The sequence below is a fragment of the uncultured Microbacterium sp. genome (genome assembly GCF_963524805.1).
Taxonomy (GTDB): Bacteria; Actinomycetota; Actinomycetes; order Actinomycetales; family Microbacteriaceae; genus Microbacterium.
The window spans coordinates 274,097-299,421 of sequence record NZ_CAURGG010000003.1 but is presented as its reverse complement, the minus strand read 5'-3'; the positions used below and the strand labels follow the sequence as shown (position 1 = coordinate 299,421).

Annotated in this window: 20 protein-coding genes; 5 read left to right on the top strand and 15 right to left on the bottom strand. The window is 69.0% G+C overall.

The window, feature by feature from the left end; translation table 11 throughout:
- Window positions 1-31 precede the first annotated feature (31 nt).
- The 3 genes from RWQ91_RS08925 to RWQ91_RS08915 form a co-directional block, all read right to left on the bottom strand.
- Window positions 32-250 carry a CDGSH iron-sulfur domain-containing protein gene (locus RWQ91_RS08925; protein ID WP_314505004.1) on the bottom strand — a complete coding sequence of 73 codons (219 nt, stop codon included), beginning with the start codon at window positions 248-250 and terminating at the stop codon, window positions 32-34.
- On the bottom strand, window positions 247-825 hold the full coding sequence (locus RWQ91_RS08920) for a hypothetical protein (RefSeq protein ID WP_314505002.1): 579 nt from the start codon (window positions 823-825) through the stop codon (window positions 247-249). The genes RWQ91_RS08925 and RWQ91_RS08920 overlap by 4 nt, the downstream gene beginning before the upstream one ends.
- 392 nt (window positions 826-1,217) lie before the next feature.
- Window positions 1,218-2,288 (bottom strand): iron-containing redox enzyme family protein, encoded by a 1,071-nt coding sequence (locus RWQ91_RS08915; RefSeq protein ID WP_314505000.1) that lies wholly within the window; start codon window positions 2,286-2,288, stop codon window positions 1,218-1,220.
- A gap of 200 nt (window positions 2,289-2,488) precedes the next feature.
- Between RWQ91_RS08915 and RWQ91_RS08910 the strand changes: the two genes are divergently transcribed.
- The gene (locus RWQ91_RS08910; RefSeq protein ID WP_314504998.1) at window positions 2,489-3,292 is read left to right on the top strand and encodes an SDR family oxidoreductase; all 804 of its coding nucleotides are present in this window, start codon (window positions 2,489-2,491) and stop codon (window positions 3,290-3,292) included.
- Window positions 3,293-3,314: 22 nt separating this feature from the next.
- On the opposite strand, the gene RWQ91_RS08905 is transcribed toward RWQ91_RS08910, so the two are convergent.
- Window positions 3,315-3,818 carry a DUF2231 domain-containing protein gene (locus RWQ91_RS08905; protein WP_314504996.1) on the bottom strand — a complete coding sequence of 168 codons (504 nt, stop codon included), beginning with the start codon at window positions 3,816-3,818 and terminating at the stop codon, window positions 3,315-3,317.
- Between the two features lie 188 nt (window positions 3,819-4,006).
- Here RWQ91_RS08905 and RWQ91_RS08900 point away from each other — a divergent pair, with 188 nt between their 5' ends.
- Together RWQ91_RS08900 and RWQ91_RS08895 are read left to right on the top strand one after the other, a co-directional pair.
- Window positions 4,007-4,132, top strand: coding sequence for a hypothetical protein (locus tag RWQ91_RS08900; protein ID WP_314504994.1), 126 nt, complete (start codon window positions 4,007-4,009; stop codon window positions 4,130-4,132).
- Window position 4,133: 1 nt separating this feature from the next.
- Entirely contained in the window at window positions 4,134-4,811 is a 678-nt protein-coding gene (locus RWQ91_RS08895) for a DUF6766 family protein (RefSeq protein WP_314504992.1), read from the top strand.
- A gap of 9 nt (window positions 4,812-4,820) precedes the next feature.
- Here RWQ91_RS08895 and RWQ91_RS08890 read toward each other — a convergent pair whose 3' ends face one another.
- Together RWQ91_RS08890 and RWQ91_RS08885 are read right to left on the bottom strand one after the other, a co-directional pair.
- Window positions 4,821-5,570 carry an SDR family oxidoreductase gene (locus tag RWQ91_RS08890; RefSeq protein ID WP_314504991.1) on the bottom strand — a complete coding sequence of 250 codons (750 nt, stop codon included), beginning with the start codon at window positions 5,568-5,570 and terminating at the stop codon, window positions 4,821-4,823.
- 77 nt (window positions 5,571-5,647) lie between these two features.
- The gene (locus tag RWQ91_RS08885; RefSeq protein ID WP_314504989.1) at window positions 5,648-7,801 is read right to left on the bottom strand and encodes a hypothetical protein; all 2,154 of its coding nucleotides are present in this window, start codon (window positions 7,799-7,801) and stop codon (window positions 5,648-5,650) included.
- A 166-nt stretch (window positions 7,802-7,967) separates the two neighbouring features.
- Between RWQ91_RS08885 and RWQ91_RS08880 the strand changes: the two genes are divergently transcribed.
- Window positions 7,968-9,215: a maltokinase N-terminal cap-like domain-containing protein gene (locus RWQ91_RS08880; RefSeq protein ID WP_314504986.1), complete on the top strand. Its 1,248-nt coding sequence runs from the start codon at window positions 7,968-7,970 to the stop codon at window positions 9,213-9,215.
- A gap of 13 nt (window positions 9,216-9,228) precedes the next feature.
- Here RWQ91_RS08880 and treS read toward each other — a convergent pair whose 3' ends face one another.
- The 7 genes from treS to RWQ91_RS08845 form a co-directional block, all read right to left on the bottom strand.
- Window positions 9,229-11,526, bottom strand: coding sequence for a maltose alpha-D-glucosyltransferase (gene treS / locus RWQ91_RS08875; protein WP_314504985.1), 2,298 nt, complete (start codon window positions 11,524-11,526; stop codon window positions 9,229-9,231).
- Between the two features lie 84 nt (window positions 11,527-11,610).
- On the bottom strand, window positions 11,611-13,023 hold the full coding sequence (gene pntB / locus RWQ91_RS08870; protein WP_314504982.1) for a Re/Si-specific NAD(P)(+) transhydrogenase subunit beta: 1,413 nt from the start codon (window positions 13,021-13,023) through the stop codon (window positions 11,611-11,613).
- Complete coding sequence (locus RWQ91_RS08865) at window positions 13,020-14,564, bottom strand: Re/Si-specific NAD(P)(+) transhydrogenase subunit alpha (protein ID WP_314504980.1); 1,545 nt, start codon at window positions 14,562-14,564, stop codon at window positions 13,020-13,022. Before RWQ91_RS08865 ends, pntB begins: the two co-directional genes overlap by 4 nt.
- Window positions 14,565-14,875: 311 nt before the next feature.
- Window positions 14,876-16,114, bottom strand: coding sequence for a D-mannonate dehydratase ManD (manD, locus tag RWQ91_RS08860; protein ID WP_314504978.1), 1,239 nt, complete (start codon window positions 16,112-16,114; stop codon window positions 14,876-14,878).
- Window positions 16,111-17,430 (bottom strand): mannitol dehydrogenase family protein, encoded by a 1,320-nt coding sequence (locus tag RWQ91_RS08855; RefSeq protein ID WP_314504974.1) that lies wholly within the window; start codon window positions 17,428-17,430, stop codon window positions 16,111-16,113. Before RWQ91_RS08855 ends, manD begins: the two co-directional genes overlap by 4 nt.
- Window positions 17,427-18,863 (bottom strand): glucuronate isomerase, encoded by a 1,437-nt coding sequence (uxaC, locus tag RWQ91_RS08850; RefSeq protein WP_314504971.1) that lies wholly within the window; start codon window positions 18,861-18,863, stop codon window positions 17,427-17,429. Before uxaC ends, RWQ91_RS08855 begins: the two co-directional genes overlap by 4 nt.
- Entirely contained in the window at window positions 18,860-20,599 is a 1,740-nt protein-coding gene (locus RWQ91_RS08845) for a glycoside hydrolase family 3 N-terminal domain-containing protein (protein WP_314504969.1), read from the bottom strand. Before RWQ91_RS08845 ends, uxaC begins: the two co-directional genes overlap by 4 nt.
- A gap of 151 nt (window positions 20,600-20,750) precedes the next feature.
- Here RWQ91_RS08845 and RWQ91_RS08840 point away from each other — a divergent pair, with 151 nt between their 5' ends.
- Window positions 20,751-21,785 (top strand): LacI family DNA-binding transcriptional regulator, encoded by a 1,035-nt coding sequence (locus RWQ91_RS08840; protein ID WP_314504966.1) that lies wholly within the window; start codon window positions 20,751-20,753, stop codon window positions 21,783-21,785.
- 313 nt (window positions 21,786-22,098) lie between these two features.
- Here RWQ91_RS08840 and RWQ91_RS08835 read toward each other — a convergent pair whose 3' ends face one another.
- Window positions 22,099-23,469, bottom strand: coding sequence for an MFS transporter (locus RWQ91_RS08835; protein ID WP_314504964.1), 1,371 nt, complete (start codon window positions 23,467-23,469; stop codon window positions 22,099-22,101).
- Window positions 23,470-23,521: 52 nt separating this feature from the next.
- A complete protein-coding gene (gene uidA, locus RWQ91_RS08830) occupies window positions 23,522-25,315 on the bottom strand; it encodes a beta-glucuronidase (protein WP_314504962.1) in 1,794 nt (597 codons plus the stop codon).
- Window positions 25,316-25,325: the final 10 nt, after the last annotated feature.

Genomic DNA, 25,325 nt, shown 5'->3' with positions numbered 1-25,325 from the left:
TCGATGCGCCGCGGCGTCCCTCCGGGCCGGCTCAGGGCGACACCGGCGGCTCGGCCGTCGTGAAGCGGATGAGCTTGTGTGTTCCGTCGCACCACGGCTTGATGGCGGAGGCGCCGCACCGGCACAGGGCCACGGTGCGGCGCGGGTTGTCCAGGAGCCTTCCGTCGTCTCCGACGAGCTCGACGGCGCCGCGGATCAGCAGCGGCCCATCGACGCACGCCGTGATGCGGGGCATCGGTCGATCAGTCATCCCGGTCTCCTGTTCGAAAGCGCCGCTCGGCGGCGGAGCGACCGCATCGGCGACGCCGCCGACCGGATGCGGTGGTCGGCATAGGCGACGCCGCCCCGGAGGCGCAGCGCCACTGCGATCCACGCGGTCACCGCGCGCTCCAGCATCCATGCCGGTGTCCACAGCGAGCCGACGGGCGGAATCCGCGCCGCGCCCCCGTCGGCGCGGCGGCCATACTCCGCGGCGGCGACACCCAGGACGGCGAGCGCCGCCAGGGCGCTCCACGCGCGCCGCCGCGCGCACGTGACGATCAGCGGCAGCAGCGAAAGCTCGGCGACGAGCCGCGCGGGCTGAGCGAACCCGTCGTAGGCCTGCCGCACCCGTTGCCGGAGAAAGTGCGACAGTGTCGGTGGCACGCGCGGGACGCAGACGTCCCTCGCCACCTCCACGCGACCTCCCGCGGCACGGACGGTCCGCTCCAGTTCCAGGTTCTCGAAGAGCACATCGGTGCGGTAGCCCCCCGCACGTCGGATCGTGGAATGCCGCACGCCCACCGTGCCGCCGAAGTCGCCGCCCAGCGCGCGGCCGATCAGCATGCGGGCGGTGTCCCACTGGGCGTACCAGGGATAGGCGGCATAGACGTTCTGGGGGCCGCACGAGGTCGGCGCGGTCGAGTCGCTCGAGGACCGCCGTCAGGGACGCGTCGTCGTAGCGCACATCGTCGTCGGCCAGCACGATCCGTTCGCGCCGCGCGACATCGAAGGCCGTCATGACACCTCGTGCCCTGCCGTTCAGCCCGGCCTTGTGAGGCGGGATGTGACGGATGCCGGCGGGCAGGCGTTCGTGCAGCGCGGCGAACAGCACGGCATCCGAGCCGTCGACGACCGTGACATCCATGCGGGCCGCGACCCACTGCAGATAGCGCAGCAGCTCCCACTCTCCCTCTCGGTCGGAGCGGCGCAGCGGAAGCACATACTCGGCGTCTGCCTCAGACACCGCTCAGCGCACCACCCCTGGTCCTCGCGCGCAGCGAGCTGCGCCCACCCTCGAAGGCCGCGCGGATGCCGTCGGCCGCGCGGTCATCGACCCAGAGGCACGCCGCCGCTCCGAAGAAGATGTCGGGGATGAGGTCCGGACGGTCTTCGCCGAGGGCGCCGGCGAGATCGCGGGCGGCGATCTGCTCGTGGACGGCGTCCGCCTCGACATGCTCGTCGAAGTACTCCGTCACGTCCGCGCCGAATCCCAACCGGCGGAATCCGTCGCCGTACATCCGGTTCGGAAGCGAAGAGGTCATCTCGAACGCCGCGAGATGGCCGACGATCGCCCCGAGCAGCCGCCGGTTGAGGCCGAACATCGACATCGCGTTCTGAGAGGCCAGCACTCCGGCCGACACCTCGTCCAGGTATGCACCGTATGCGGCATCGAGTCCGGCGCCGCGCATGGTGCGGGCGAAGATCTCCGCGTGCATGCGTTCGGGGCGTCCGGCCCCATACTCGTCGGACTGGATCTCGACCAGGGCGGCTTTGGCCCGACCCGAGAGGCGGGGAATCGCCCACGAGTGCGGGTCGGCCTCTCGCAGCGTGTAGATGCTGCGCTGGATCAGGAACTCACGGGCCTGCTCCAGGGTCGCGTGCTTGGCCACGAAGCGCGCGAGCGAGGGGCCGGGCGCCGGAGCGGTCAGCCGGAACAGCGCCGCAGCGATGGTCTCGGCATCCGGTCCGGGAAGCGGCGGCACGGGAACCTCCCGCCGCAGCTCTCGCTCGAAGGCCGTCTCGATCGCCGAGCGCACCTGGAGGAGGCCGGCGTTCCATTCCCATGCCGGGTCGATCCAGGCCAGCGACCCGTACGCGCAGGCGTACAGCAGGAACAGGACCAGCTGCAGGTCGTCGTCGGCGGTGACATCTGCTGTCTCCTCGATCGCGTCGAGGACCGCCTGCGAGAGCGCCGGTTGCAGGGGGTCGGCCGGGTCGGCATCCTCGAGCGTCTCGATCAGGAGTTCGCTCACGGGGCCTCGGGCGACCAGACTGCTCTGCGGCTTGACGACACTCACGATGGGCATGATCTTCTCCTCCGACGCTGCGGGCGCGCGCGACGGAGCGGGCGCGCCAAGTGAACCATCGCACCGCCGGGGAGGGTCGCACCCGGGGGTTGACGCGGGTCACGGCCCCGGCTAGTCCGGCGACGGGCGGCAGGGTAAGGGCGCTCGAGCGTCGTGTCCACCCCGTCGGCGTGGCGTCCCGACGGGACGAGGGTGGCGCCATGGACTTCACTCCCGTGCATTCGATCGTGACCGCCTCGGACTCGGGCATCGGCCGCGCGACGGCGGTCGCGCTGGCAGACGCCGGCCTCGAGGTCGGGATCACCTGGCACAGCGACGAAGAGGGCGCGCACGAGACCGCGCGTCTCGTACAGGCGCGGGGCAGCCGCGCCGTCGTGCGCAGACTGGATGCCGGCGACACGGTGGCCGCGGCAGAGACCGTCGATGCGCTGATCACCGAGCTCGGCGGATGCGATGTGTTCGTCAACAACGCCGGCACCAGCGACAGTGCGCCCTTCCTGGAGCTGACCCTCGAGCAGTGGCGTCATACGGTCAGCGTGGATCTGGAGGGTCCGTTCGCCGTGTTGCAGCGCGCCGCTCGGCACATGGTCCGGGCGGGTCGCGGGGGGCGGCTCATCGCGATCACGAGCGTCCACGAGCACCAGCCGCGCGTCGGCTCGGCGGCCTACGACGCGGCCAAGCACGGGCTCGGTGGCCTGATGAAGACCATCGCGCTGGAACTGGGCCGGCACGGCATCACGTCCAACGCGGTCGCGCCCGGCGAGATCGCGACGCCGATGACCGACCAGGAGGACATCGACCCGCATACGGTCGATCGCCCGGGCGTTCCGCTCGGCCGGCCCGGTGACCCCGCGGAGATCGCCGCCGTCGTGGCCTTCCTCGCCTCGCCCGCCGCGTCCTACGTCACCGGTGCGTCGTGGACCGTCGACGGCGGGATGCTGCAGATGGGCCCGCAGGCCGGATCCCACCTCACCGATCACGGCTGGCGGTCGGCGGAAGCGTGAGAGCGGCCGGCGGTTCGCCGGATCAGAAGCCCTCGTTCTGCGTCTGCTCGTCGGCGACACGCACGCCGTACCGGTACGAGAGCTTTCCCCCGAGCCAGCCGGAGAAGCCGACGATGGTAAGGCCCACCAGGCTCAGGATGAAACCGAGGACGCTGACCTCGTCGTGACCCTCCGCGGCGCGGACGGCCCAACTGATCGCGAACACGACCACGGCGGCGAGATTGGCTGTCATGTGGATCAGGGCGGTGCGCCGGGCCTTCGTGCCGGCCGCGAGCTGCGAGAGGTCCATCAGTCCCCACACCGCGGCCACGACCGCCCCGATGATGCCGATCGCGATCAGGATCTGCGCGGCGAGGGCGTAGGGGGTGGGATCCTCCGCCAGCAGGCCGATGATGTCGAAGATGATGCTCGCGGTCCAGGTTCCGATCGGGATGGTCACGAGGATCGGGTGGAATGGGTGCCCGTAGGGCCCTGCCAGGGCCGCGCGGGGATGCTTGGCCCGGGTGCGCGTGCTGTTGTCCGCCATGTCAGCTTCCTTTTCGTCGACGTGCCGATCTGGGGTGATCGCCGTCACGTTAAGGCCGCGATACGGCGCACGCGCAGGGGCTTGACAGTCGCCCGCCCATACCCGTCCGCGCCGGTTGTCAAGGGCCTGGGGAGCGGGGTGGATCAGGAGCACATTGGGCTGAACGATGAGGCCGGAAGGAGCGCGCCATGCCTGATTTCACCCCCGAGGAAGCGGGGCCCCAGACCGGAGAGCGCGTCGTGTTCGGGACCTGGGCCGCGATCATCGCGGTCGGACTGGTCGCCATGATCGCGATCCCGTTGATGGGACGCTGACATGCTTCGCTCCGTCCGCAACAACGCCCTCAGCATCCTCTTCCTCGTCCTGTTCACCGTCGCGCTGATGGGACAGTCCATCGCCGGCTTCCTCGAGAACAACGAGGAGCTGACCCAGCACGCGCAGGCGCCGATCGGCTTCCTGGAGTTCATCACGTCGTCCGAGTTCGTCGTCGACGTCGCGGAGAACTGGCAATCGGAGTTCCTGCAGTTCTTCCTCTTCATCGCCGCGACGATCTGGCTCGTTCAGCGCGGGTCACCGGAGTCGAAGAAGCCCGGCGACGAGGGTCCGGGCGATGATCGCGACCAGAAGGTCGGCCGGTACGCCGAACCCGATTCACCCGAGTGGGCGCGGCGCGGGGGCCTTCCTCAAGTGCTCTTCGCCAACTCGCTGCTGCTGGTGATGGGCAGCATCTTCCTGCTGTCCTGGCTCGCGCAGTCGCTTGCGGGGGTCGTCGTGTACAACTCCGAGAACGCCGAGCACGGGCAGGCCGCGGTGGCGTGGCTCGAATACCTCTCCACGCCCGATTTCTGGAACCGGACACTGCAGAACTGGCAGTCCGAGTTCCTCGCGGTCGGCACGATGATCGCCTTCTCGATCTTCCTGCGGCAGCGCGGGTCGAGCGAGTCCAAGCCCGTCGGCGCCCCGCACTACCAGAGTGCCGAAGAGTCCCAGTGACGCATCGGCTCAGCTGGTCTTCTGAATCCGCGGCTCGATCCGCAGGACGACGACGTCCGTGTTCTCGGAGCGGGTGACGGCGAACAGGATCGCTTCGGCGACCTCCCGGGCGGGGAGCATCTCGTGGGCCTGCACGGCCTGCCTGAGCTCCTCCTCCGATCCCTCCTGCATGTCCGTCGCGGTGGCACCCGGCTGGATCACCGTGATCCGGATGTTGCGGTCGGCCGAGATCTCCTTGCGCAGCGTTTCGGCGAACGCATCCACGCCCGCCTTCGTGGCGGCGTAGACGCTCTCTCCCACCGCTTTGATCGTGCTGCTGATCGATCCGACGAACACCAGCTGTCCGCCTCCCCCGGCTGACATCACCGCGATCGCGCGGCGGGCACACGCCATGTACCCGATCAGATTCGTCTCGACGACGTAGCGCCACTCCTCGTCGTCCATCTCGGACAGCGGCCCGGCGCCGAGGGCAGCACAGCAGACCAGCACATCCAGGCCGCCCAGATGCTCGTCGACCGCCCCGAACGCCCGGTCGACCCCTTCCCGTGTGCCGGTATCCGCGGTCAGCCCGAAGACCTCACCCCCACCTGCCGCACCCGCATCGGAGAGGGTGTCCTTCAGTTCGGGCTCATGTCTACCCAGCGTGACGACGCGAGCGCCGTGTTCCGCGAGCAGCAGCACGCTCTCGCGTCCGATGCCGGTGGTGCCTCCGGTGACCAGCACCCGCTTGCCCTGAAGTTCCGTGTGCTCGCTGTCCATGGCGCCGAGTGTGAGGCGGCACCGCGGCGTGACAGAGGGGCTTGCCAAGACGCCGGGGCCGTGGCAGTCCTCGGGCATCAGGCTGCGGCGTGCGCGGGCTTCTGCACGTCGGTCAACGAGATGGTCGACTCGCGCCCGGCGCTGACCCAGTGGTCGCTCCAGCGGGCGAGAAAGCCGTCGGATGCCGGCATGACGAGCCGCACTCGCGCCTTCAGCCGCCGGTCGCCGAAGATGCGCAGACGCACCTCGCGGGCGGAGGACGCGGTGACCTCGAACGGGTACTCGCACGAGAGCTGGATGCCCGATTTCTCCAGGCGCACGTGAGTCCGCGCCATCGTCGAGAAGGCGATGCCGGCTCCGTAGACCTCCTGGCCGACGGTGCCCGCCTCTTCGAAGCCGTCGCCGACGTCTTCGACCGGAATCCAGATGTCCGGTTCCGTGTGACCGGTCTTCGGTTCTTGCGAGAGCGCATCCTGCGGGATGTGCTGGGGATAGTAGTCATCGAGCTTGGCGGTGACGTGGCGGATCAGTTCAGGAAGGAGCACCTCGAGCGAGGGTGCGATCGCGTCGCCGGCCTCGACGAGGTAGGTCACGACCGCCCCCGCGACCTCCGCCTCCTCGTATGCGGCGGTGTACGGGGCGTCGGGCATCGGGAAGACCGCGCAGAACGTCGACCGCGCCTTCCTCCAGCCGTACCGGATGGACCACAGACCGACGTTGTCCAGCAGGCAGGCGCACAGCACGCGGGACAGATCCCGCCACTCCGGCTCCCCCGTGAGGGCCGACAGGCGCTGCAGAGCCACCATTCCGAACGCGACGGTGTTGGTCTGGTACGCGAGCTCGAAGCCCTTGCCCCGCAGCGCGCCCGCCGCCTCCCGCGCCTCATCCAGATACCGCTGCTCGCCCGTGAGCTCGTGCGCCTGCAGCATGACGTGCGCGTAGATACCCGGCACGTCCTTCTCCCCACCCTTGCCCGGCTCCGCTTCGGCCTTGATCACCTCGAGGGTGTCGATGTCGTAGAAGATCGGCCACTCGTGCCGGAAGTGGTGGGCGATCTCGATGACCCTGTCGAGCGATCCGAGCAGCATCCGCCGTGCTCGTTCATCGCCGTGCTTCGCGAGCCGGCCCAGGTTGAGCAGGGGGTGGAACAGATACCAGGAGTCCATGATGCGCGGGCCCTCGTGCTCCTCGCCGCCGTCGAGGAGCTGCTCGGCGCCAGGCAGCCAGCGCCCGATCATCCCGGTGCGGTCGTCGTGGAAGGTGCCGAGGATCTCGCCGAGGCTCTCGATGAGCGGATCCTCCTCGGACGACCACATGCTGCGTTCGAGCAGGGGGACCAGAACCGCCAGCTGCACCATGCTCTCCGGCGGATGGTTGTCATCGCCCACGTACGCGCGCAGGTAGCGGCCGCCCTCCACCTCGAGCCAGCAGGCCTCGGAGCTTTCGAGAGCGGCGCGTGAGGCGTCGGCGCGCTCGAGCCAGTCGATGTAGTCCGGGGTGGGACGGTCGATGTGGAAGTACAGGGCCGCCAGCAGAGTCAGATACTGATCGGCGACGGCGACCGGCTGCTCGGGCACCTCATCGGCCAGGGCCAGGCGCCACGCCGAGATCGTGATCGATGCTCCCTTGTCGATGGGAGCCTCCCCGAGGGGAAGCGCGAACCCGATATCCGGCCAGTCGCCTCCGACCGTGTCGGCGGCGGAGGCCCGAGACGCATCGCAGTAGTCGCCGAGGAGCGTCAGATCCTGCAGATACATGAAGGATCCGGATGCCGGTCCCGTCAGGCTGGCATGCAGGAGGCCCGTTCGCAGGCCTCGCTGGTGCGTGTGCACGCGTCCTTCCGTCCGGTCGTCGAGATCCGGCACGATGTCGCGCGGCCATCCTTCGAACACCATGTCTTCGGCCGCGCGCAGGGTCGTCGTCGCGCTGATCGTGCCGTCCTTCTCGAATGCCACGGACGCGGTCTGGTCGCCGAGGCTCGAGGACATCGCGACCTCCACGCTCGATCCGTCCGGTGCGGGCGCGATCGCATCGACGCGCAGGTAGCCGGGAGTCAACGCCAGCCGGCACGCGATCCGCGCCCCGTCGCCCCACTCGCTGATCAGCCAGAGCGCGGACGCCGTCTTGGCGACGGTGTGCCGTCGGCCCTTGCGTTCGAACACGTGCAGTTCTTCGGGTTCTTCGGACAGTTCCTGGCGTTGGGCGACGTGCCAGGCGGATGCGGGTGCCATGCGCTCAGTTTTCGATGAGAGCGTCCGCATGGGCATCCCCGTTGACGCGGTGCGCCCGCAGGTGTACTCCGTGATGCTGGATGAGCGGTCCGCACCCCGCACTACGCCTCAGCGCCGCGCCCGTCCACCCCTTTTGCTCCGGGCGCCCGCCGGGTGAAGGTGGAGCGTGCGGTTGACAGAGGATCTCGGCGCCTGGGTGGCGCGGCAGCGGTGGTATGCCGGCAAGAGCCACGAGCCGCAGTTCCGCATCCTGGACGCCCGCCCCGTCGTGGGGGCCACGAGGTACCTGCTGATGGATGACGCGGGCTCCCGGCCCACGCTCTACCAGGTCCCCCTGGCGCTCGCCGCCTCTCCCCCGGCGATGACGGATGCCGTCATCGGGGAGGCGGAGGGGGGATATGTCATCGACGCGGCTCGTGATCCCGCCTTCGCGACCGGGATGCTCGCCGAGATGGGTGTGGACGTGCGCCGCGTGACGGGCGCGCGGGTTCTGGCCGGCGAGCAGTCCAACACCTCGATCGTGTTCGAGGAGGACCGGCATCCGACGATCATCCTCAAGCTGTTCCGCGCGCTCCATCACGGGGAGAATCCCGACGTCACCGTCCAGCGGGCGCTGAGCGGTGCCGGGTCCCCGTTCGTGCCGCGCTTCCTCGGGAGCATCGACGCAGAGTGGCCCGATGTCGGGCAGGAGTCCGGCGTCTCGCGGGGCACGCTCTGCTTCGCGCAGGAATTCCTGCCCGGGGTGCGCGACGGGTGGGCGGTGGCCCTCGACGCGGTGCGGGAGGGGCGCGACTTCACCTCCGCGGCGCGCGACCTCGGAGCCGCCGTGGCGGGAGTGCACGGCGCCCTCGCCGCGACGCTGGAGACCGTGGATGCCGGAGCGGGCGATGTGTCGGCCACGGCCACCGCCTGGCGGCGGCGCCTCACGATCGCGGCATCCGAGGTGCCCGCTGTGGCGTACCGCTCCGATGCCATCGATGCGATCTATCGCGCCGCGCTCGAGCGGCCGTGGCCGCGGCTGCAGCGCATCCACGGCGATCTGCACCTCGGACAGGTGCTCGCCGTGCCCGACGACGGAGGGTGGCGGATCGTGGATTTCGAGGGCGAGCCGCTCCGGCCCATGACCGAGCGCGCGATTCCCGACCTGCCGCCCCGCGACGTCGCCGGCATGCTGCGCTCGTTCGATTACGCGAGCGCCGTGGGTGGTGGTCCGGATGCCGCCGAGTGGGCGACAGCCTGCCGCGACTCGTTCGTGGACGCCTACGTCCGCAGCCCCGGATCGGTCGCACTCGATCCGGTCCTTCTCAACGCACTCGTGCTCGACAAGGCGGTCTACGAGTCGATCTACGAGGCCCGAAACCGACCCGACTGGCTGCCGGTTCCGCTCGCCGGCATCGACGCGGCGCTGCGCTGAGCGGCACGGCGCGTCATTCGACGACCGGCTCCGGTGGCGCGAGCACGAGGAAGAGCGCGCCGTAGGCCGGGAGCGACACGGTGAAGCTCTGCAGGTCGTCGACGCGTCCGACGGTCTCGCGCGTGGCCCCGTCGATGACGTCGCTGTGCGGCACGAGCTTCTCCGACCGCACGGTGCCGTCGGTCGGCTCGGCGGAGAAGTTCAGCACCGTCACCTGCATGGGGGCGTCCGCGTGGGCGTCGCCGTTGTCGAGGCGGTGCACGAGCACGAGCATCCCGGGGTGGGCGACCTCGGGGATATCGACCTGCGAGGCCGTCGCGATGCCGTAGTCACGCCGCAGGTCGATGATGGCCGCCAGCCGTGAGGCGAACGATGCCGGGTCTTCGAGTTGAGCCGGAAGCGGGCCGTACAGCGCGCGCCCTCGTGGCATGCCCGCCGAGGACCGGGTGGCGGCCGGGTCGAGGTCGAGCAGGTCATGCGCCCCGCGCTCGATCCAGCGGGTGTCCCCGGCCGCGATCAGGTCCGAGACCTCGTCCGCAGGGACGGTCAGCATGCCCGTGAGGTCCCAGCCCGACAGGGCGAAGACGCCGGGCTGCCAGGCGTTGTAGGCGCACAGCAGCAGGTGGGCATCGCGGATGGCCGGCACCTCGGCCGCAGTGACCTCATCCAGCCGCGCGATCCCCCGCGTGGCGGCGATCAGCGACGTCGTCGTGCACGCGATCCCGTTCTGGGTGAATACGCGGTTGTAGTCGGCGGTGCCCGTCAGGCTCTCGGTGAGATCGGCGCGCACCTCTTCGGCGAGCTGACCGCCCGAGATCTCCCGGCCGCGGAAGCGGTACTCGTCGTTGCCGTGTCGCGTCGCCCAGTGCACGAGCTCGTAGGTCAGCTCGTCGTGGTTCTGCAGGCCGTGCACGAGCTGCACGGGCGAGACGCCGAGTTCGAGCGAGGTCGTCAGCGCCAGGCGCAGGAATTCGGTCTGCCCCGTCGCCAGCGCGTGGTGGTAGCCCGGCCGGCCGATGAAGTCGTAGGACAGATCCGCCCCCACGGCGCCGGTGTCGCGGATGTCCTCAATCGTGAGATTCAGCTCCTGGAAGGTGAAGCCGCCGACCTTGCGCACCATGCCGGCGATGATGTGGTTCGCGGCGTGCGAGAGCGGATGCCCCTCCGACCAGGCAGGCAGGCCCTCCGCGCTCACCTCCACCCCGAGGAAGCCGTTGGCATCGAGGCGCAGCGCGCTCGTGCCGAGCTCGCCGAGCGAATGCAGCGCATCGCCGATCACGAGGCGCATGCCCGCGAACGTCGGGTCCAGCCAGTTGATCGACGGCTGGCCCTGCTTGAAGTAGTGCAGGTAGACCCATCGGCGCGTCACACCATCGGGGCCGGTGGTGGGAGCCGTCGCGCTCCAGTTCGTCTCCTTCACCCCCGGGGTGTAGAAGATGACGCGCTGCAGGGCTCCGATGATGTAGCCGCGGTCGGCGAGCTCCTGCTCGGTGGCCTGATCGAGGTTGGCGCTGTCCACGCCCTCGGGGACGTCGGGCAGGAGGGACCAGTCCTCGGGCGGGATCTCGATCATGTGGTAGATGCCGGGATAGTCCTTGAACCCCATCTCGGCGAGACGGAAATCGGCCCCCTTGCCGGTGTGGCCCGGCACGATGTCGTCGATCACACTCCCGCCGTGTGCTTCGGCGACGTCGCACAGGGCGCGGAACTCGTCCTCGGTCCCGAAGGCCGGGTCGATCGCCGTGCTGATGCGGTCGAAGTGCCCGTCGACACTCGGGGTCTCGCGCCAGCCGGCGATTCCACCCGCCCGCTTCACCGGACCCGTGTGGATCGCCGTGATCCCCACGCGCTCGAACGCCGACCACAGCTCCTCGTCGCCCAGGCCCGCCAGGAACGACGTGCCGGGCCGGGTGATGAGCGACAGCGGGTACGCCGTGAACCACACGTCGCTGGTCGAGATGGCACGCCGCGCATCGGGACGCGCGTAGGGGTTGCGCCACATCGTCGGCTGCCCGGAGAGCTGCCGCGCGAGCACGTCGGCATCTTTGAGCATCGACTGCCGGACGAGCCATTCGACGTACGAGGGGTTGGTGCCGGTCGCCATGCGGGGATCGGTCGTGATGCGTCGCACACTGCCGCCCCGGAAGTGATCACGTGGTCGCAATCGCCGCGGCCGCGCCGGATACCGCTGCTCGTCGTAGGTGATCTCGGTCATCTCCGACTCGGCCTGCTCGGCATCGATCGTTTCGAGCAGGGGAAGGTCGATCGGGCCGGTGTAGAGCTCCTCCGGCCGGTGCTCATCGTGCGCCATCCCTCGACGCTACGGCCTTCGCGCCTCGGGGACGAGGGACTGGCGCGCTCGGGCCGGAGCAACTATGGCGACGGGAGCGCTTCGTCAGAGGTGGCGCAGGATGTCGTCGACCCTGTCCTTCGCGTCGCCGAAGAGCATCTGCGCGTTCTCGCGGTAGAAGAGCGGGTTCGGCACGCCGGCATAGCCGGAGGCCATCGAGCGCTTGAAGACGATCACCTGGCGCGCTTCCCACACTCTCAGCACCGGCATCCCGGCGATGGGGCTCGTGGGATCCTCGGCGGCGGCCGGGTTGACGGTGTCGTTCGCGCCGATCACGAGCACGACATCGGTCGAGGCCAGGTCGTCGTTGATCTCGTCCATCTCGAGCACGATGTCGTAGGGGACCTTGGCCTCTGCCAGCAGCACGTTCATGTGCCCGGGCAGGCGCCCGGCGACGGGGTGGATGCCGAACCGCACGTCGACGCCCCGTTCTCGGAGCCGCTGCACGAGATCGGCGACGCCGTGCTGCGCCTGGGCGACGGCCATGCCGTACCCGGGGGTGATCACGACGCTGGATGCGGAGACCAGCATGTCCGCGGCGGACTCGGCATCGATCTCGCGGTGATCGCCGTAGTCCTCGTCGCCCGCGGCGGGCGCCTCGATGCCGAATCCGCCGGCGATCACCGAGAGGAACGAGCGGTTCATCGCCTTGCACATGATGTAGCTGAGGTAGGCACCCGACGAGCCCACGAGCGCGCCGGTGACGATCAGCAGATCATTGTTCAGCAGGAATCCGGCCGCGGCTGCCGCCCAGCCGGAGTAGCTGTTGAGCATCGAGACGACCACCGGCATGTCGCCGCCGCCGATCGAGGCGACCAGGTGCCAGCCGAGCGCGAATGCGAGAGCCGTGACGAGCACGAGCAGCCACAGCTCGGGCGCGATGACGTACCAGACGGTGAGGGCGAAGAAGGCGACGAGGGCGCCGAGGTTGAGGACGTTCTTGCCGGGCAGCACGAGGGGCTTGGACGAGATGCGCCCCGACAGCTTCAGGAACGCGACGATCGAGCCTGTGAAGGTCACACCGCCGATGAAGACGCCGACGAACACCTCGGCGTGGTGGATGTCGGCCAGGGCTCCCTCGAGTCCGGTGTCGTACAGCGCGCCGTTCCAGCCCACGATCACGGCGGCGAGCCCGACGAACGAGTGCAGCAGGGCGATGAGCTCCGGCATCCCGGTCATCTCCACGACGCGTGCGCGCCACAGTCCGATCGCCCCGCCGATCAGGACGGCGGCCACCAGCAGCGTCAGCCCGAGTGCCGCCTGCGGCTGCCCCCACGCACCGGCAACCGTCGCGCCGACCGTCGCGACCAGCGCGATCGCCATGCCCACGATGCCGAACGCGACCCCCCGCCGACTGGTCTCGTGCTTGCTGAGGCCCGCCAGGCTGAGGATGAACAGCAGCGCCGCGACGATGTACGCGGCGCCGGCGACCGCGCCGGCGGTCTCGGTCGCGCTCATCGGGTCTGGCCCTTCTGGAACATCGCGAGCATGCGCCGCGTCACCGCGAACCCGCCGAAGATGTTGATGCTCGCCAGCAGCACACCCACCGCCGCGAGGATCTGCACGGTCAGGTCGGGCGCCATGATCTGCACCATCGCACCGACGATGATGATGCCCGATATCGCGTTCGTCACGCTCATGAGCGGGGTGTGCAGGGCGTGCGCGACATGTCCGATCACGTAGAACCCGACCACGACCGACAGGGTCAGCACGAGGAAGTGCTGCGGCAGCGGCGCCGGTGCGAACGCGCACACGGCGAACAGCACGGCGATGCCCGCCGCGAGCAGCCCGCCGCGGGCGCGCGGTGACATCGGCTTCTTCGGCTCCACGACGGCGGCGGCCGCCGCGGGCTTGGCCGGGGCGGCGGAGACCTGCACGGGAGGCGGAGGCCACGTCACCTCGCCGTTGCGCACCACCGTGACGGTGCGCTGCACGACGTCGTCGAAGTCGATGATCAGCCGGCCGTCCTTGCCCGGGGTCAGCAGCTTCACGAGGTTGACGAGGTTCGTGCCGAACAGCTGCGAGGCCTGTTGGGGCAGGCGGCCCGGCAGGTCGGTGAACCCGAGGATCACCACGCCGTTCTCGGTGACGACCCGCTCGCCCTCGACCGATCCCTCGACGTTCCCGCCCTGCGCGGCCGCCATGTCGACGATCACGCTGCCGGGCTTCATGCTCGCGACATCGGCCGCCGTGATGAGCCGCGGCGCCGCGCGTCCAGGGATGAGCGCGGTCGTGATGATGATGTCCACATCCGCCGCCTGCTCGGAGTAGATCTGCGCCGCCCGTCGGTCATAGGCCTCGCTCGTCGCCTTCGCATATCCGTCGGCGGAGACCTCCTTGGCCTCATCGGGCACGACGACCTCGAGATACTGCCCGCCGATCGAGGCCACCTGATCGGCGACCTCGGGGCGCGGATCCGTCGCGCGCACGATCGCGCCCAGGCTCGAGGCCGCCCCGATCGCCGCAAGCCCCGCCACGCCCGCTCCGGCGACCAGCACCTTGGCGGGCGGCACCTTTCCCGCCGCGGTGACCTGGCCGGTGAAGAACCGGCCGAACTCGTTCGCCGCCTCGATCACCGCGCGGTATCCGGAGATGTTCGCCATCGAGCTGAGCACATCCATCGACTGCGCCCGCGAGATCCGCGGGACCGCATCCAGCGCGAGCGCCGTGATCGGCCGCGTCGCAAGCGACTCGACCAGCTGCGGGCGCAGCGCCGGGCTCAGCAGCGCGATCAGCGTCGCGCCGTCCCGCAGCAGGGCGATCTCGTCGGGTGTCGGCGCGTCGACCTTGAGGACGATCTCGGACGCCCACGCTTCGGCGGTCGAGACGATGGTGGCACCGGATGCGGCATAGGCGGCATCCGGAAAGGACGACTCGGCCCCCGCGCCGGCCTCCACCACGACGTCGTAGCCGAGCGCGATCAGCTTGGGGACGGTGGTGGGAGTCGCAGCCACGCGCTTCTCGCGGGGCGCTTCGGCGACGATGCCAATGCGTGACACGTGATGTTCTCCCTGTGGATCGGTGTGTGCTCAGCATGCTCCTTCCGGCCGACCCCACCGGCGGTGTGACACGCATTCTGTGCGCAACTCTCGCGGTTCTTGATCGACGGTGAAGTATTCGCGGGCACGGGAAGCGGGAATCGTAGTGAGGCGCGGGCGGCCGCGGTAGCCCTGCGCTGATGCTCCGGCGTCCTTCGGATACTGGTGCGATGCTCACCCCCCCTGCGGAATCCGCTGCCCGGCGCCGCGGCCTACTCCTGGGTGGCGGCGCTGCGTCAGCCGTCGTACAAGCTCGTCCAGCCCGCTCGTCCTCACCAGTCGTGGACTGTTCCATCGAGCAAGCGGTTGTAGGGAAGGTAGGCCTGCTCGTAGGGGTACTTCCCCGCTTCGTCGACATTCAGCTCCACTCCGAGGCCCGGATTCTCGCCGGGGTGCAGGTAGCCGTCCGTCCACGTGAACGACTGCTCGAACACCCGGTCGGTCTTCGCGCCGTGCTTCATGTACTCCTGGATGCCGAAGTTGTGGATCGCCAGCCCGAGGTGCATGGCGGCGGCCATGCCGACCGGCGAGATGTCGGTCGGCCCGTGCATGCCGGATTTGATCTGGTACATCGCCGCGTAATCGAGCGTCTTCTTGAGCGCGGTGATGCCGCCCATGTGGGTGACCGCTCCGCGGACGTAGTCGATGAGCTGATCGCGGATGATGTCCTTGAAGTCCCAGACCGTGTTGAAGATCTCGCCGATCGCGAGCGGAGTCGTGGTGTGCTGACGCACCAGGCGCAGCGCCTCCTGGTTCTCCGCGGGAGTGCAGTCCTCGAGCCAGAACAGGTCGTACGGTTCCAGATCCTTGCCGAGCCGCGCCGCCTGGATCGGCGTCATCCGGTGGTGCCCGTCGTGCAGCAGCGGAAGGTCGGGTCCGAACTCGTTCCGCACCGCCTCGAACACCCCCGGCAGGTGGTTCAGGTAGGCGCGGGTGTCCCAGTCCTCCTCGACCGGCTTCGCTCCGCGGCGGGCGGGCTCATGGTCGTACCGCACCGTCGCGTCGCCGACGTCGGCCCCCTGCGCGGCGATGCCGTAGATGGCCTTGAGCGTGGGCACACCCGTCTGGATGCGGATCGCCTTGTAGCCCTGCTCCTGGTGCGCGCGGACGGAGTCGAACAGCTCGGGCAGCTCCTTGCCCGACGCGTGACCGTACGCCATCAGCCCGTTGCGGCTGGCGCCGCCGAGCAGCTGGTAGACCGGCATCCCCGCCGCCTTGCCCTTGATGTCCCACAGGGCCATGTCGACCGAGGCGATCGCCGCCATCGTGACGGGTCCGCGACGCCAGTACGCCGACCGGTAGAGGAACTGCCAGGTGTCCTCGATCCGGGAGGCGTCGCTGCCGATGAGCAGCGGCACGACGTGCTCGGAGAGGTAGGCGACGACTGCGAGCTCCCGCCCGTTGAGGGTGGCATCACCCAAGCCCGTCAGGCCGTCGTCGGTGGTGATCTTGAGCGTGACGAAGTTGCGGTCCGGGCTCGTGACGATGACCTCGGCCCTGTCGATGATCATGGCGATGCTCTCCTTGCGATGTGGGCACGATCGCGGACGCGATCGACGAATGTGTCGGATGCGGCGAGGAAGGGCGATGCGAGAGCGACAAGCTCCCGGATCGGATCAGTCGCGAGGAGGGCGGCATCCACTTCCGCCCGCCGCGAGTCGGGCGCCGGATGCGCCCCGCGAACCCAACGGATCCAGGCCGCGATGGCGGCAGCGCTGGCGTCTGCCGAGCGGCCAGATGCGACGCCCCGTTCGGCGACGGCCGCCAGACGGTAGGCGACCTTCGTCGTCGCTTCGCCGGCGATCTGCGCGAGCGAGTGGACGATGCGGGGATTGGTGAAGCGGCCGATGAGGTCCCGCCGGTACTGGACGTGCTCGATTCCGGGCGGCAGAGACTGCACCGCCTCGTGCCAGAAGGCGTCCACCAGGGCGCGGCACTGCGGATCGGCCACCGCCTCGGCGACGGTCTCGTGACCCCTGAGCTGTCCATCGAAAGCCAGGATGGAGTGCGCACCGTTGAGAAGCCAGAGCTTGCGATGCTCCCAGGGCTCGATGTCGTCGACGAATCGGGCACCCGCACTCCTCCAGTCCGGGCGTCCCGCGGGAAAGTCCCCGCTGAGCACCCAATCGGAGAAGGGCTCCGTGACCACCTGCTCCCCCGCCACCTGGGGGGTGATCCGGTCGACCGACGTGCTGACGAACGAGACGTGGGCACGGATCCATTCGCACAGCTGTTCGTCCAGCAGTGCGGCGAAGCTCAGGACGCCTCGCGAAAGGAAGCGGCCGTTGCCCGGGATGTTGTCGCAGGACACCACCGCGATGGGTCCGGCTCCCCTGTCCCGGCGCGTGGAGAGCGCGAGCGTCAAGCGACCGAGCACGGACCGCGCGGTACCGGCTCCGGCTTTCAGCGCGGCGAGGTCGTCGCGCACGTCGCCCTCATCCACGTCCGCTTCGCCCGATGCGCCGATGCCGTATCCGGCCTCCGTGACGGTGAGGGTGATCACTGCCACCTCGGGTCGGCTGACGTAGCCGCACAATGCGTCCACGTCGGATCCGGGAAGAACGGCGACGACGCTGTCGATCGTCTCGATGGTGTCGGATACGGGCCCGCGGACGATCAGGGGGTAGACGCCCTGATGCTCTGCCAGATCTGCGGCGATCGTCGGGCTCCGCACGGTGAAGGCCGCGATGCCCCAATCGGCCGCGTCACCGGCGCGAGCGGTGTACCAGGCCTGGTGCGCCCGGAAGAAGCGACCGAAGCCGACGTGCACGATGCGCACCGGTCGCCGCGTCGGGCGTTCGGCGATGGCGCTCGCCCCGGCGCTCACAGCTTGAACACCTCTCGGGGGATGCGATCCACGAGGTCGCGCATGATCCGCTGAGCGGTCGGCATGGTGACTCTGCCCTCGCCGACCAGACCGGCGAGGAACGCGGCATCTCGTCGCCGCGCCGTGTCGTGACGGGCGGGGATCGACAGGAACGCCCGCGTATCGTCGATGAACCCGCTCGACCGGTAGAAGCCGGCCGTCTCGGTCACCGCCGCTCGCCACCGCAGCATCGCGTCGGGAGCGTCGAGGAACCACCAGGGGGCACCGATGTAGACGCTCGGGTAGAACCCGGCGAGAGGGGCGATCTCGCGCGAGTAGGCGGTCTCATCGACCGAGAAGAGCACCAGGTGGAAATCACGCGCCGTGCCGAAGGCCTCCAGCAGCGGTCGCAGGTTCTCGGTGAACTCCGTCGCCACCGGGATGTCATGGCCCGTGTCCGGGCCGAATCTGCGCCACGTCGGCCCGTGGTGGTTGCGGCGCACCCCCGGGTGGATCGTCATGACCAGGCCGTCCTCGACGCTCATCCTCGCCATCTGGAAGAGCATGTGGCCGCGGAAGAGCCGTGCGCCGTCGGTGTCGAGTTCTCCCCGGATCGCTCGGGCGAAGAGCGCGTCCGCGGCGGAGGGGTCCAGGTCGACCGTCAGTGGCTCGAGGACGCCGTGGTCGGCCGAGACCGCACCGCGGGCGATGAAGTGTGCGCGACGCTCCTGAAGGGCGCCGAGGTATCCGGAGAAGGAGGTCGGCTGTCCGGTCATCCCCAGGAGGCGCTCGAGGCGCTCGGCGAAGTCGGCGCCGTCGGGATCGACGTAGGCATCCGGCCGGAACGTCGGCAGGACGCGCCCGTGGAACGTCCGGTCGGCGCCGAGCGCCGCATGCGCGGAGAGTTCGTCCAGCGGGTCGTCGGTGGTCGCGAGTACCTCGAGACGGAAGCTCTCGAACAGCGCCCGCGGACGGAATTCGGGCGTCTGGATCGCTGTCGCGATGCGGTCGTAGATCTGGTCGGCGCTGGCGGGTGAGAGTTCGTCGTGGATGCCGAACAGCGACGCGAGTTCGAACTCGAACCAGTAGCCGCTCGCCGTGCCCGCGAACCGGTGCCAGTGCTCGGCGAGGGATCGCCACGTCCGTCGCGGGTCGACGTCGGAAGCAGGATCGAGGCCGATCTCACCCAGGTCCACGCCGGCCGCGTGCAGCATCCGGGTGACGTAGTGGTCTCGCGTGATGAACAGCTCGGCCGGATCACGGAACGGCCGGTTCTCGAGGAGCAGTCCAGGATCGACATGACCGTGCGGCGAGATGATGGGAGCTGCCGCGACCTCGGCGTAGAGCTCCCTCGCGAGGCCGTGCAGACGCTCGTCCGCCGGCAGCAGCGCGTCGGACTGCGGCCCGTTTCGCAGGGAGCGCGCGCTCGGCACGGCGACGTCGGCCGCGCTCACAGTCGCGTTCCGAAGGTGTCGCACCAGACGTTCTCGTTGAAGGTTCCCCGGAAGGGCGAGCGCCCTTGGATCTTCTCCACGGTGGCGCGGATGTTCTCCCGCGACGGGGCGTGCGCGTGGATGACCGTTCGAACCCAGGGGACGTCGATCAGGTGGGTGGGCAGAGCGGTCGAGACGAACACCGTCGGAACCTCCGTCGCGTACCACGGGATCTCCGCGGCCATCGGAGTGGACCACCGCAGCCGGATCGTGCTCTCCTGGGCGAAGCCGGTCACGTTGGCGACGATGATCGCCGCGTCGTACTTCGACGCGTACTGCTCGTTGGCTTCATCGCTCATCACGGTGTGGAAGAAGACGCCCTCCTCTCCGTCCGCGATGCGTTCGGCAAGCGTGCGGAACACGTGGACCTCGAAGCCGGCCGTCTCCAGCTCCTCCCGGAAGACGTCCAGGAAGGCGCGGGGATCGGCGCCGGTGAAATCGGCATCCGACGAGACGCCGTAGAGGCGGATGCGCGGATGCGTGCCCGGCGTGAGCGGAAGAGAGCGCCCCGTGTCCTTGACGAGGGTCACCGTCTTGTCCGCGATCGCAGCGGCTATCCGATGATGCTCCTCGCTTCCGACGATTCCGAGAGCGTCGGCGGGCGGAACGAGTTCCCCCGACGCCTGCCGGAGGTGAAGACCGAGCGACGCCTTCAGCCCCAGGATGCGCTCGAGAGCGTCCTGCAGGCGCGCCTCCGTGATGACGCCGGACTGAACCGCGTCGAGCATGTACGAGACGTCTTCGTCGGCGTTGCGGAAGAACAGCACCATGTCGCAGCCGGCCACGATCAGCGCAGGCACCAGCTCGCGGCGGGGAAGGACGCGAGTGAGGCCGACCATCGCCGACGCATCGCTGACGATCAGTCCGTTGAAGCCGAGCCGGCCGCGCAGCAGATCGCCCAGGAGTTCCGGTGCGAGCGTCGCGGGCAGGATCTCTTCGTCGCGGATGCCGGGACGCAGCTCGCGGGACAGCCCCGGGGCGCCGATATGGCCCACCATCACGGAAGGCACGCCGTGTTCGATCAGCTCGCGGTACACGCGTCCATACGACTCATCCCACGCCGCGTAGTCCAGGGTGTTGAAGCTCGCGGTCACGTGCTGGTCGCGCTCATCCACGCCGTCGCCCGGAAAGTGCTTGATCGCACAGGCGACGTTCGATTCGGTGATGCCATCGATGAACCGCTTCGCGCGCTCGATCACGAGATCGGCATCCGACCCGAAGCTGCGGGTCGCCACCACGGAGTTGCGCCAGTTCATGTGGATGTCGACGACCGGCGCGAACGCCCAGTTGCAGCCGACCGCCGCGGCCTCGAGACCGGCGATCCGGCCCATCTCATAGGCGATCTCGGCATCGGGGTGCGACCCGGCCTGCAGATGCGTGCACACCAGCGTGCCGTCATCCGCGCTTCCGAAGCCGCCCATCTCGGGGTTGGAGGCCACCAGCAGGGGCACCGGTGAGCGCTCCTGCAGGAATCTCACGTGCGCCTGGATCTCGGGCGAGTCCGCACCCCGGTAGCGCACGGCACCGACGTGGTACTGATCGACGATCCGCTGGAGGTAGCCCTCGTCGAAAGACACGTCGAGGTTCACGAACAGCTGGCCGACCTTCTCCTCGAGCGTCATCCCCGCGATCGTGGAGCGCACCCAGGCGATGCCGGCTGGATCGAGGTGGAAGGGTCTCGCAGACAGATCGACCATTGGTGCCCCCGGGGTTCGGCAGCCGGCGGTGGCCGCATCCCGATTGTCGCAGATGTGGCAATCGATTGCCAGTCCTGCGCCCGATCCTGTGGCCGCCAGGGCATGATGGGCGTGTGGTCTTCCTTCTCGCGCAACCGGGTGCGGTGCATTCGTGACGTCCAACGTGCAACCGAATGCCGCCGGAGCGGCCAGTCCGGGGCAGGACCGGCGCCCCACGATCTACGACGTCGCCCGCCTGGCGGAGGTCAACCCTTCGACGGTCTCCCGGGCGCTGAGCAATCCGGGCCGCGTCAGTGCGAAGACCGAGAAGCGCGTCCTCGAGGCCGCTCGAACACTGAACTTCCAGGTCAATCCGGCGGCGCGTGCCCTGCAGACCGGCCGCACGAGCAACATCGGCCTGCTCGTCGCGGACATCACCAATCCCGTCTTCTTCAACCTCGCCCGCGGAGCGGAACGGGCGGCGGCGCAGCGCGGCTACACGCTGGTGATCGCCGAGTCGCAGGAGTCCGGCAGTCGCGAGGGTGAGGCTGCCGAGCGCATGCTCCGCGCGGTCGACGGCATCGTGCTGGTCTCGAGCCGACTGAGCGACGAAGAGATTCTTTCCCTCTCGCGCCGCACACCGGTGGTCGTCCTCAATCGCGTGGTCGAGGGCGTACCAGGGACCGTCCCGGACATCGCGACCGGGATCGATCAGGCCGTCGCGCATCTGGCTTCGCTGGGGCACCGCCGCGTCGCCCACCTTCCCGGCCCCGAGCGATCGTGGATGACGGCCGCCCGGCGCGCGGCACTGCACGAGTCCGCCGGTCGTCGCGGGATGGACGTGCACGTGCTGGCCGCTCGCGATCCCACGCGAGCGGGCGGCGCAGCTTCGCTGCCGTCGCTGCTCGCGTCGGGCGATACGGCCGTGATGACGTACAACGACCTGATGGCGATCGGCCTGTTGGCGGCGTGCGGGGAGGCCGGCATACACGTTCCGCGGCGGTTGAGCATCATCGGCTTCGACGACATCTTCGGCTCCGACTTCACCTCGCCGACACTGACCACGATCCGCACCCCGCTCGACCGCATGGGCGAGAACGCGGTGCTGAACATCCTCGACCGCCTGGCAGGAACAGCGGAACCGGAGCCGGCCGGGGAGCTCGAGACCCAGCTGGTGATCCGGCGCTCAACCGGACCGGCCGGGTGAGCGCGGCGAGATCGCAGCAAGGATGCCATCCATCGTCCGGGCGACCTCGACCGTCTCTGCGCGCCCGTGCCAGGGGTGCTCCACGAGACCGTCCTCCAGCGCTTCCATGACCGCGGCCAGCATCGGCCGGTACCCGTGCCAGCGTGAGCGGGTAGATACCGCGATCGCGCAGCACGCTCCCGCCCTGCGCAGGCGTGAGCACCCGACCGCGTGCTTGGAAGCGGGTGCCGAAGCTCGCGCGGACGCTGTTCACCGAACCGAGCCGGAGCCCCCATCCGGGCAGGGCGTGATGCCCCGCCCGGGTGGAGCGGCCTCAGCGAACCGTCTTGACCTTGAAGATGATCAGCGCCGCCCCGACGAGGGCCAACGCGCCACCGAGCAGGTACAGCAGCGTGTAGTTCTTGACCCCCTCGGCGGCACCGATCGTGATGATCGCAGCCGCGAGGATCGGAGCGAAGGCGCTCGGGATCTTCTGGGCGAACTGCACGACTGCCATGTAGCGGCCGGCCTCGGCTCGCTCGGGCAGGATCGCCATGACGATCGCCTGGTCGACGGCGCCGAAGGCGGCGAGGGCGAGGTTCATCAAGACCGCACCGACGATGAGGGTGGGCACCGAGTACGCGGTCGCTTCGACGATCGCCCCGGCGGCGAACAGCCCGGCACCGATTCCGACGAAGAGCTTGCGTCGGCCGAGTTTGTCAGACAGCCAGCCGCCGCCGATTGCTCCCACGACCGCCGCGACGATGCCGAGCAGCCCGATGATCGCCACCAGCCCGGCGATCTCGGAGATGGGCAGGCCAAGTCGCTGCGAATAGAAGAAGGTCCCGAATGCGGTGTTGAAGTAGAGGCCCACGAAGAAGATGAAGCGCCCCAGCCAGTTCCACCCGAAGTCGGGGTACTTGCGCGGGTCGAACACGAACGCCCCGAAGACCTTCTTCAGCGAGATCTTGTCGCTGGGCAGGTCCATGTAGCGGGAGTCGGCGTCCTTGCCGAAGAACACGAAGAACAGAGCCAGGATCGTGCCGACGATCCCGGGGAGCACGAAGACGAGGAACTGACTGACGTTGACGACGGAGTAGACGACCCCGATGCCGACGATGGCCGCCACCTGAGCGGCGACACCGGTCATGGCCGACACTCTGCCGCGCTGCGAATCGGGCAGCTGGTCGGCCTGGATGAACAGCACCGTCGCTGCGGCGTTAGCCCAGCCGAGCATCCCGATCGTCCAGCCGAGGATCATGAGCGGAACGTTCGGGGAAACACCGATGATCGCGAGCCCGGTCATCCCGACGACGATGCCGCCGAGGATGAAGGGCTTGCGTCGTCCGATACGACTGCGTGTGCGGTCGCTCCAGATGCCGATCAGGGGCGAGGTGAGGATGAACACGGTCTGCGCGATGCCCGTGGCATAGCCGAGGATCTCCTCGTGGCCGGGAGCGAGCTCCTGGATGCGCAGCGCCAAAGAGTAGGTCAACGGGACGATGAAGGCCATCGCGGCACCGAAGTTGAGCAGGACGAGCCAGAGGATGAAGCTCTTGCTGACGCGCTCGGTCGGCCCGTTGTCCGTGGCGACGGTCGTCGTCAACGGCCCTGCCGCGGGGCCGGCGGTGATCGGCCGGCCGGCGGCGACGGCAAGGGTGATGCGCTCCGATTCGTCCTCGGTGAGGTCGTCGTTGGCGTTCATGTGGGACTCCTTTGTCAATTGTGGATGTTCGTGGCGGGTGGAGGGAGAGGTGTCAGTCGGCCGTGCCGGGCTTGCGCCCGTCCAGGCCGCGCCAGCGTTCGCGGAGGGCATGCGCGGCGGCCTTCGGCTTGCGATCGCGGGTGAACACGCCCTTCTTATTGCCCTCGACGCGGTGGATGCCGTTGGAAGTGGCGAAGTCGGCGAAGTTCCAGACCTGCTCGCCGACGAACTGCGGAAAGCGGTCGAAGACCCGATGGTTCATCGCGAGATAGTCGCGCTGGTACTCCTCGGTCCACGCCGCGTCCCAGATGGAGTGCACGCCGGGCTGCGTGTCGGCGCCGTACTCGGTCATCAGGATCGGCTTGCCGGTGCGCTCGACCCAGCCCTGGATGTCGCCCTGCAGGTACATCTCGGCGAGCGCCAGATCGCCGGTGGCGATGTACCACCCGTAGTAGCGATTCATGCTGACGACGTCGAACAGGTCGATGATCCTGTCGTTCTGGAACGTCGCGAACATCACGAGCGAGTAGGTGACCGGCCGCGTGGGGTCCAGCTCGCGTGTGAGCTGGACGAGCGGCTCGAAGTACTCGTACGCGCCGTCCTCATTCGAGGCCGGCTCGTTCGCAATGCACCACATGACCACGCACGGGTGGTTCTTGTCTCGGGCGATGAGTTCCCGCAGGTGCTGCGCGTGCGCGCTCTGCGTCTGGGCGTTGGCGTACTGGTCCGAGAAGGTGGGGAACGGGGGGATGCCGGACATCCCGCCCGCGACTCCCATGTTCAGGCCGACGGCCGCCGTCTCGTCGATGACCACGATGCCGTGCCGGTCGGCGAATTCGAGCACTTCCTCCGCGTACGGGTAATGGGACGTGCGGAACGAGTTGGCGCCGATCCAATCCATGAGCTGGAAGTCGTGGACCATGAACGCGTCGTCATGCCCCTTTCCGCGCACCGGCGCGTCCTCGTGCTTGCCGAAGCCGGTGAAGTAGAACGCCTCGCCGTTGATGAGGAACTCGTGACCGTGCACCTGGACGGTGCGGACGCCGACGGGGATCGGGTAGCTGTCCACGACCTGGCCGTCCGCCATGATCTCCACGGTCAGGTCGTAGAGATACGCCGCACCCGGCCGCCACAGGGTCACGTCGGGAACGGAGAGGACGCCGGTGCTGCCCGAGCCTTCGACGACGACGGCGCCGGACGCATCGGCCAGCCGCACACGGATGTCTGCGGTATCCGTCGCCTCGACTCGGTACTGGACCGAGCCCTCCGAGCCGCTGAAAGCGGTCACGACAGTGACGTCGGAGATGTGCAGCTTCGGCCGGCTGTAGAGCCAGACGGATCGCGCGAGGCCGGCGTAGTTGTAGAAGTCGTGGAAGTAGGTCTGCCGGCGCTTGCCGTCCATCCCGACCTCGATCTTCCCCGGCGGGACCGTCTCGTTGGTCAGCTCGCCGCTCACCCCGACCGTGAGGCGAAAGGATCCCCCGGGCCGGACGATGTCCGTGAGGTCGACGTCGAAGGGCGTATAGCCTCCGACGTGTTCGCCGACGAGCCGGTCGTCGACGTAGACCCGTGCCGCGTGCGTCGCCGCGTCGAAGCGCAGCAGGATCTGATCGTCCGCCCACCCCCGTGGCACACGCACCTCGCGCTGGTAGTAGACCCAGCCGACGTGGTCGCGGATCTCGGGGTCGGCGAACAGATCGTTGTAGCTGGCCGGCACTGCCGCTTCCAGCGGCGTGTCCAGTTTCGTCAGCCACGGCTGCTCCGACAGGCGGCTGTCGATGCCGAAGCGCCAGACACCGTCCAGGTTGACCAGCTCGCGGGTGGGGGTGGATTGGGGCTTGAGCATCGGTTGCCTT

Coding starts and splice junctions, on each gene's coding strand:
- treS (WP_314504985.1), bottom strand. CDS start 11,526: ATGGCGCACGATGAGCACCGGCCGGAGGAGCTCTACACCGGCCCGATC.
- RWQ91_RS08915 (WP_314505000.1), bottom strand. CDS start 2,288: ATGCCCATCGTGAGTGTCGTCAAGCCGCAGAGCAGTCTGGTCGCCCGA.
- RWQ91_RS08925 (WP_314505004.1), bottom strand. CDS start 250: ATGACTGATCGACCGATGCCCCGCATCACGGCGTGCGTCGATGGGCCG.
- RWQ91_RS08890 (WP_314504991.1), bottom strand. CDS start 5,570: ATGGACAGCGAGCACACGGAACTTCAGGGCAAGCGGGTGCTGGTCACC.
- RWQ91_RS08845 (WP_314504969.1), bottom strand. CDS start 20,599: ATGGTCGATCTGTCTGCGAGACCCTTCCACCTCGATCCAGCCGGCATC.
- uidA (WP_314504962.1), bottom strand. CDS start 25,315: ATGCTCAAGCCCCAATCCACCCCCACCCGCGAGCTGGTCAACCTGGAC.
- RWQ91_RS08895 (WP_314504992.1), top strand. CDS start 4,134: ATGCTTCGCTCCGTCCGCAACAACGCCCTCAGCATCCTCTTCCTCGTC.
- RWQ91_RS08835 (WP_314504964.1), bottom strand. CDS start 23,469: ATGAACGCCAACGACGACCTCACCGAGGACGAATCGGAGCGCATCACC.
- RWQ91_RS08885 (WP_314504989.1), bottom strand. CDS start 7,801: ATGGCACCCGCATCCGCCTGGCACGTCGCCCAACGCCAGGAACTGTCC.
- RWQ91_RS08910 (WP_314504998.1), top strand. CDS start 2,489: ATGGACTTCACTCCCGTGCATTCGATCGTGACCGCCTCGGACTCGGGC.
- RWQ91_RS08905 (WP_314504996.1), bottom strand. CDS start 3,818: ATGGCGGACAACAGCACGCGCACCCGGGCCAAGCATCCCCGCGCGGCC.
- RWQ91_RS08920 (WP_314505002.1), bottom strand. CDS start 825: ATGCTGATCGGCCGCGCGCTGGGCGGCGACTTCGGCGGCACGGTGGGC.
- manD (WP_314504978.1), bottom strand. CDS start 16,114: ATGATCATCGACAGGGCCGAGGTCATCGTCACGAGCCCGGACCGCAAC.
- RWQ91_RS08900 (WP_314504994.1), top strand. CDS start 4,007: ATGCCTGATTTCACCCCCGAGGAAGCGGGGCCCCAGACCGGAGAGCGC.
- pntB (WP_314504982.1), bottom strand. CDS start 13,023: ATGAGCGCGACCGAGACCGCCGGCGCGGTCGCCGGCGCCGCGTACATC.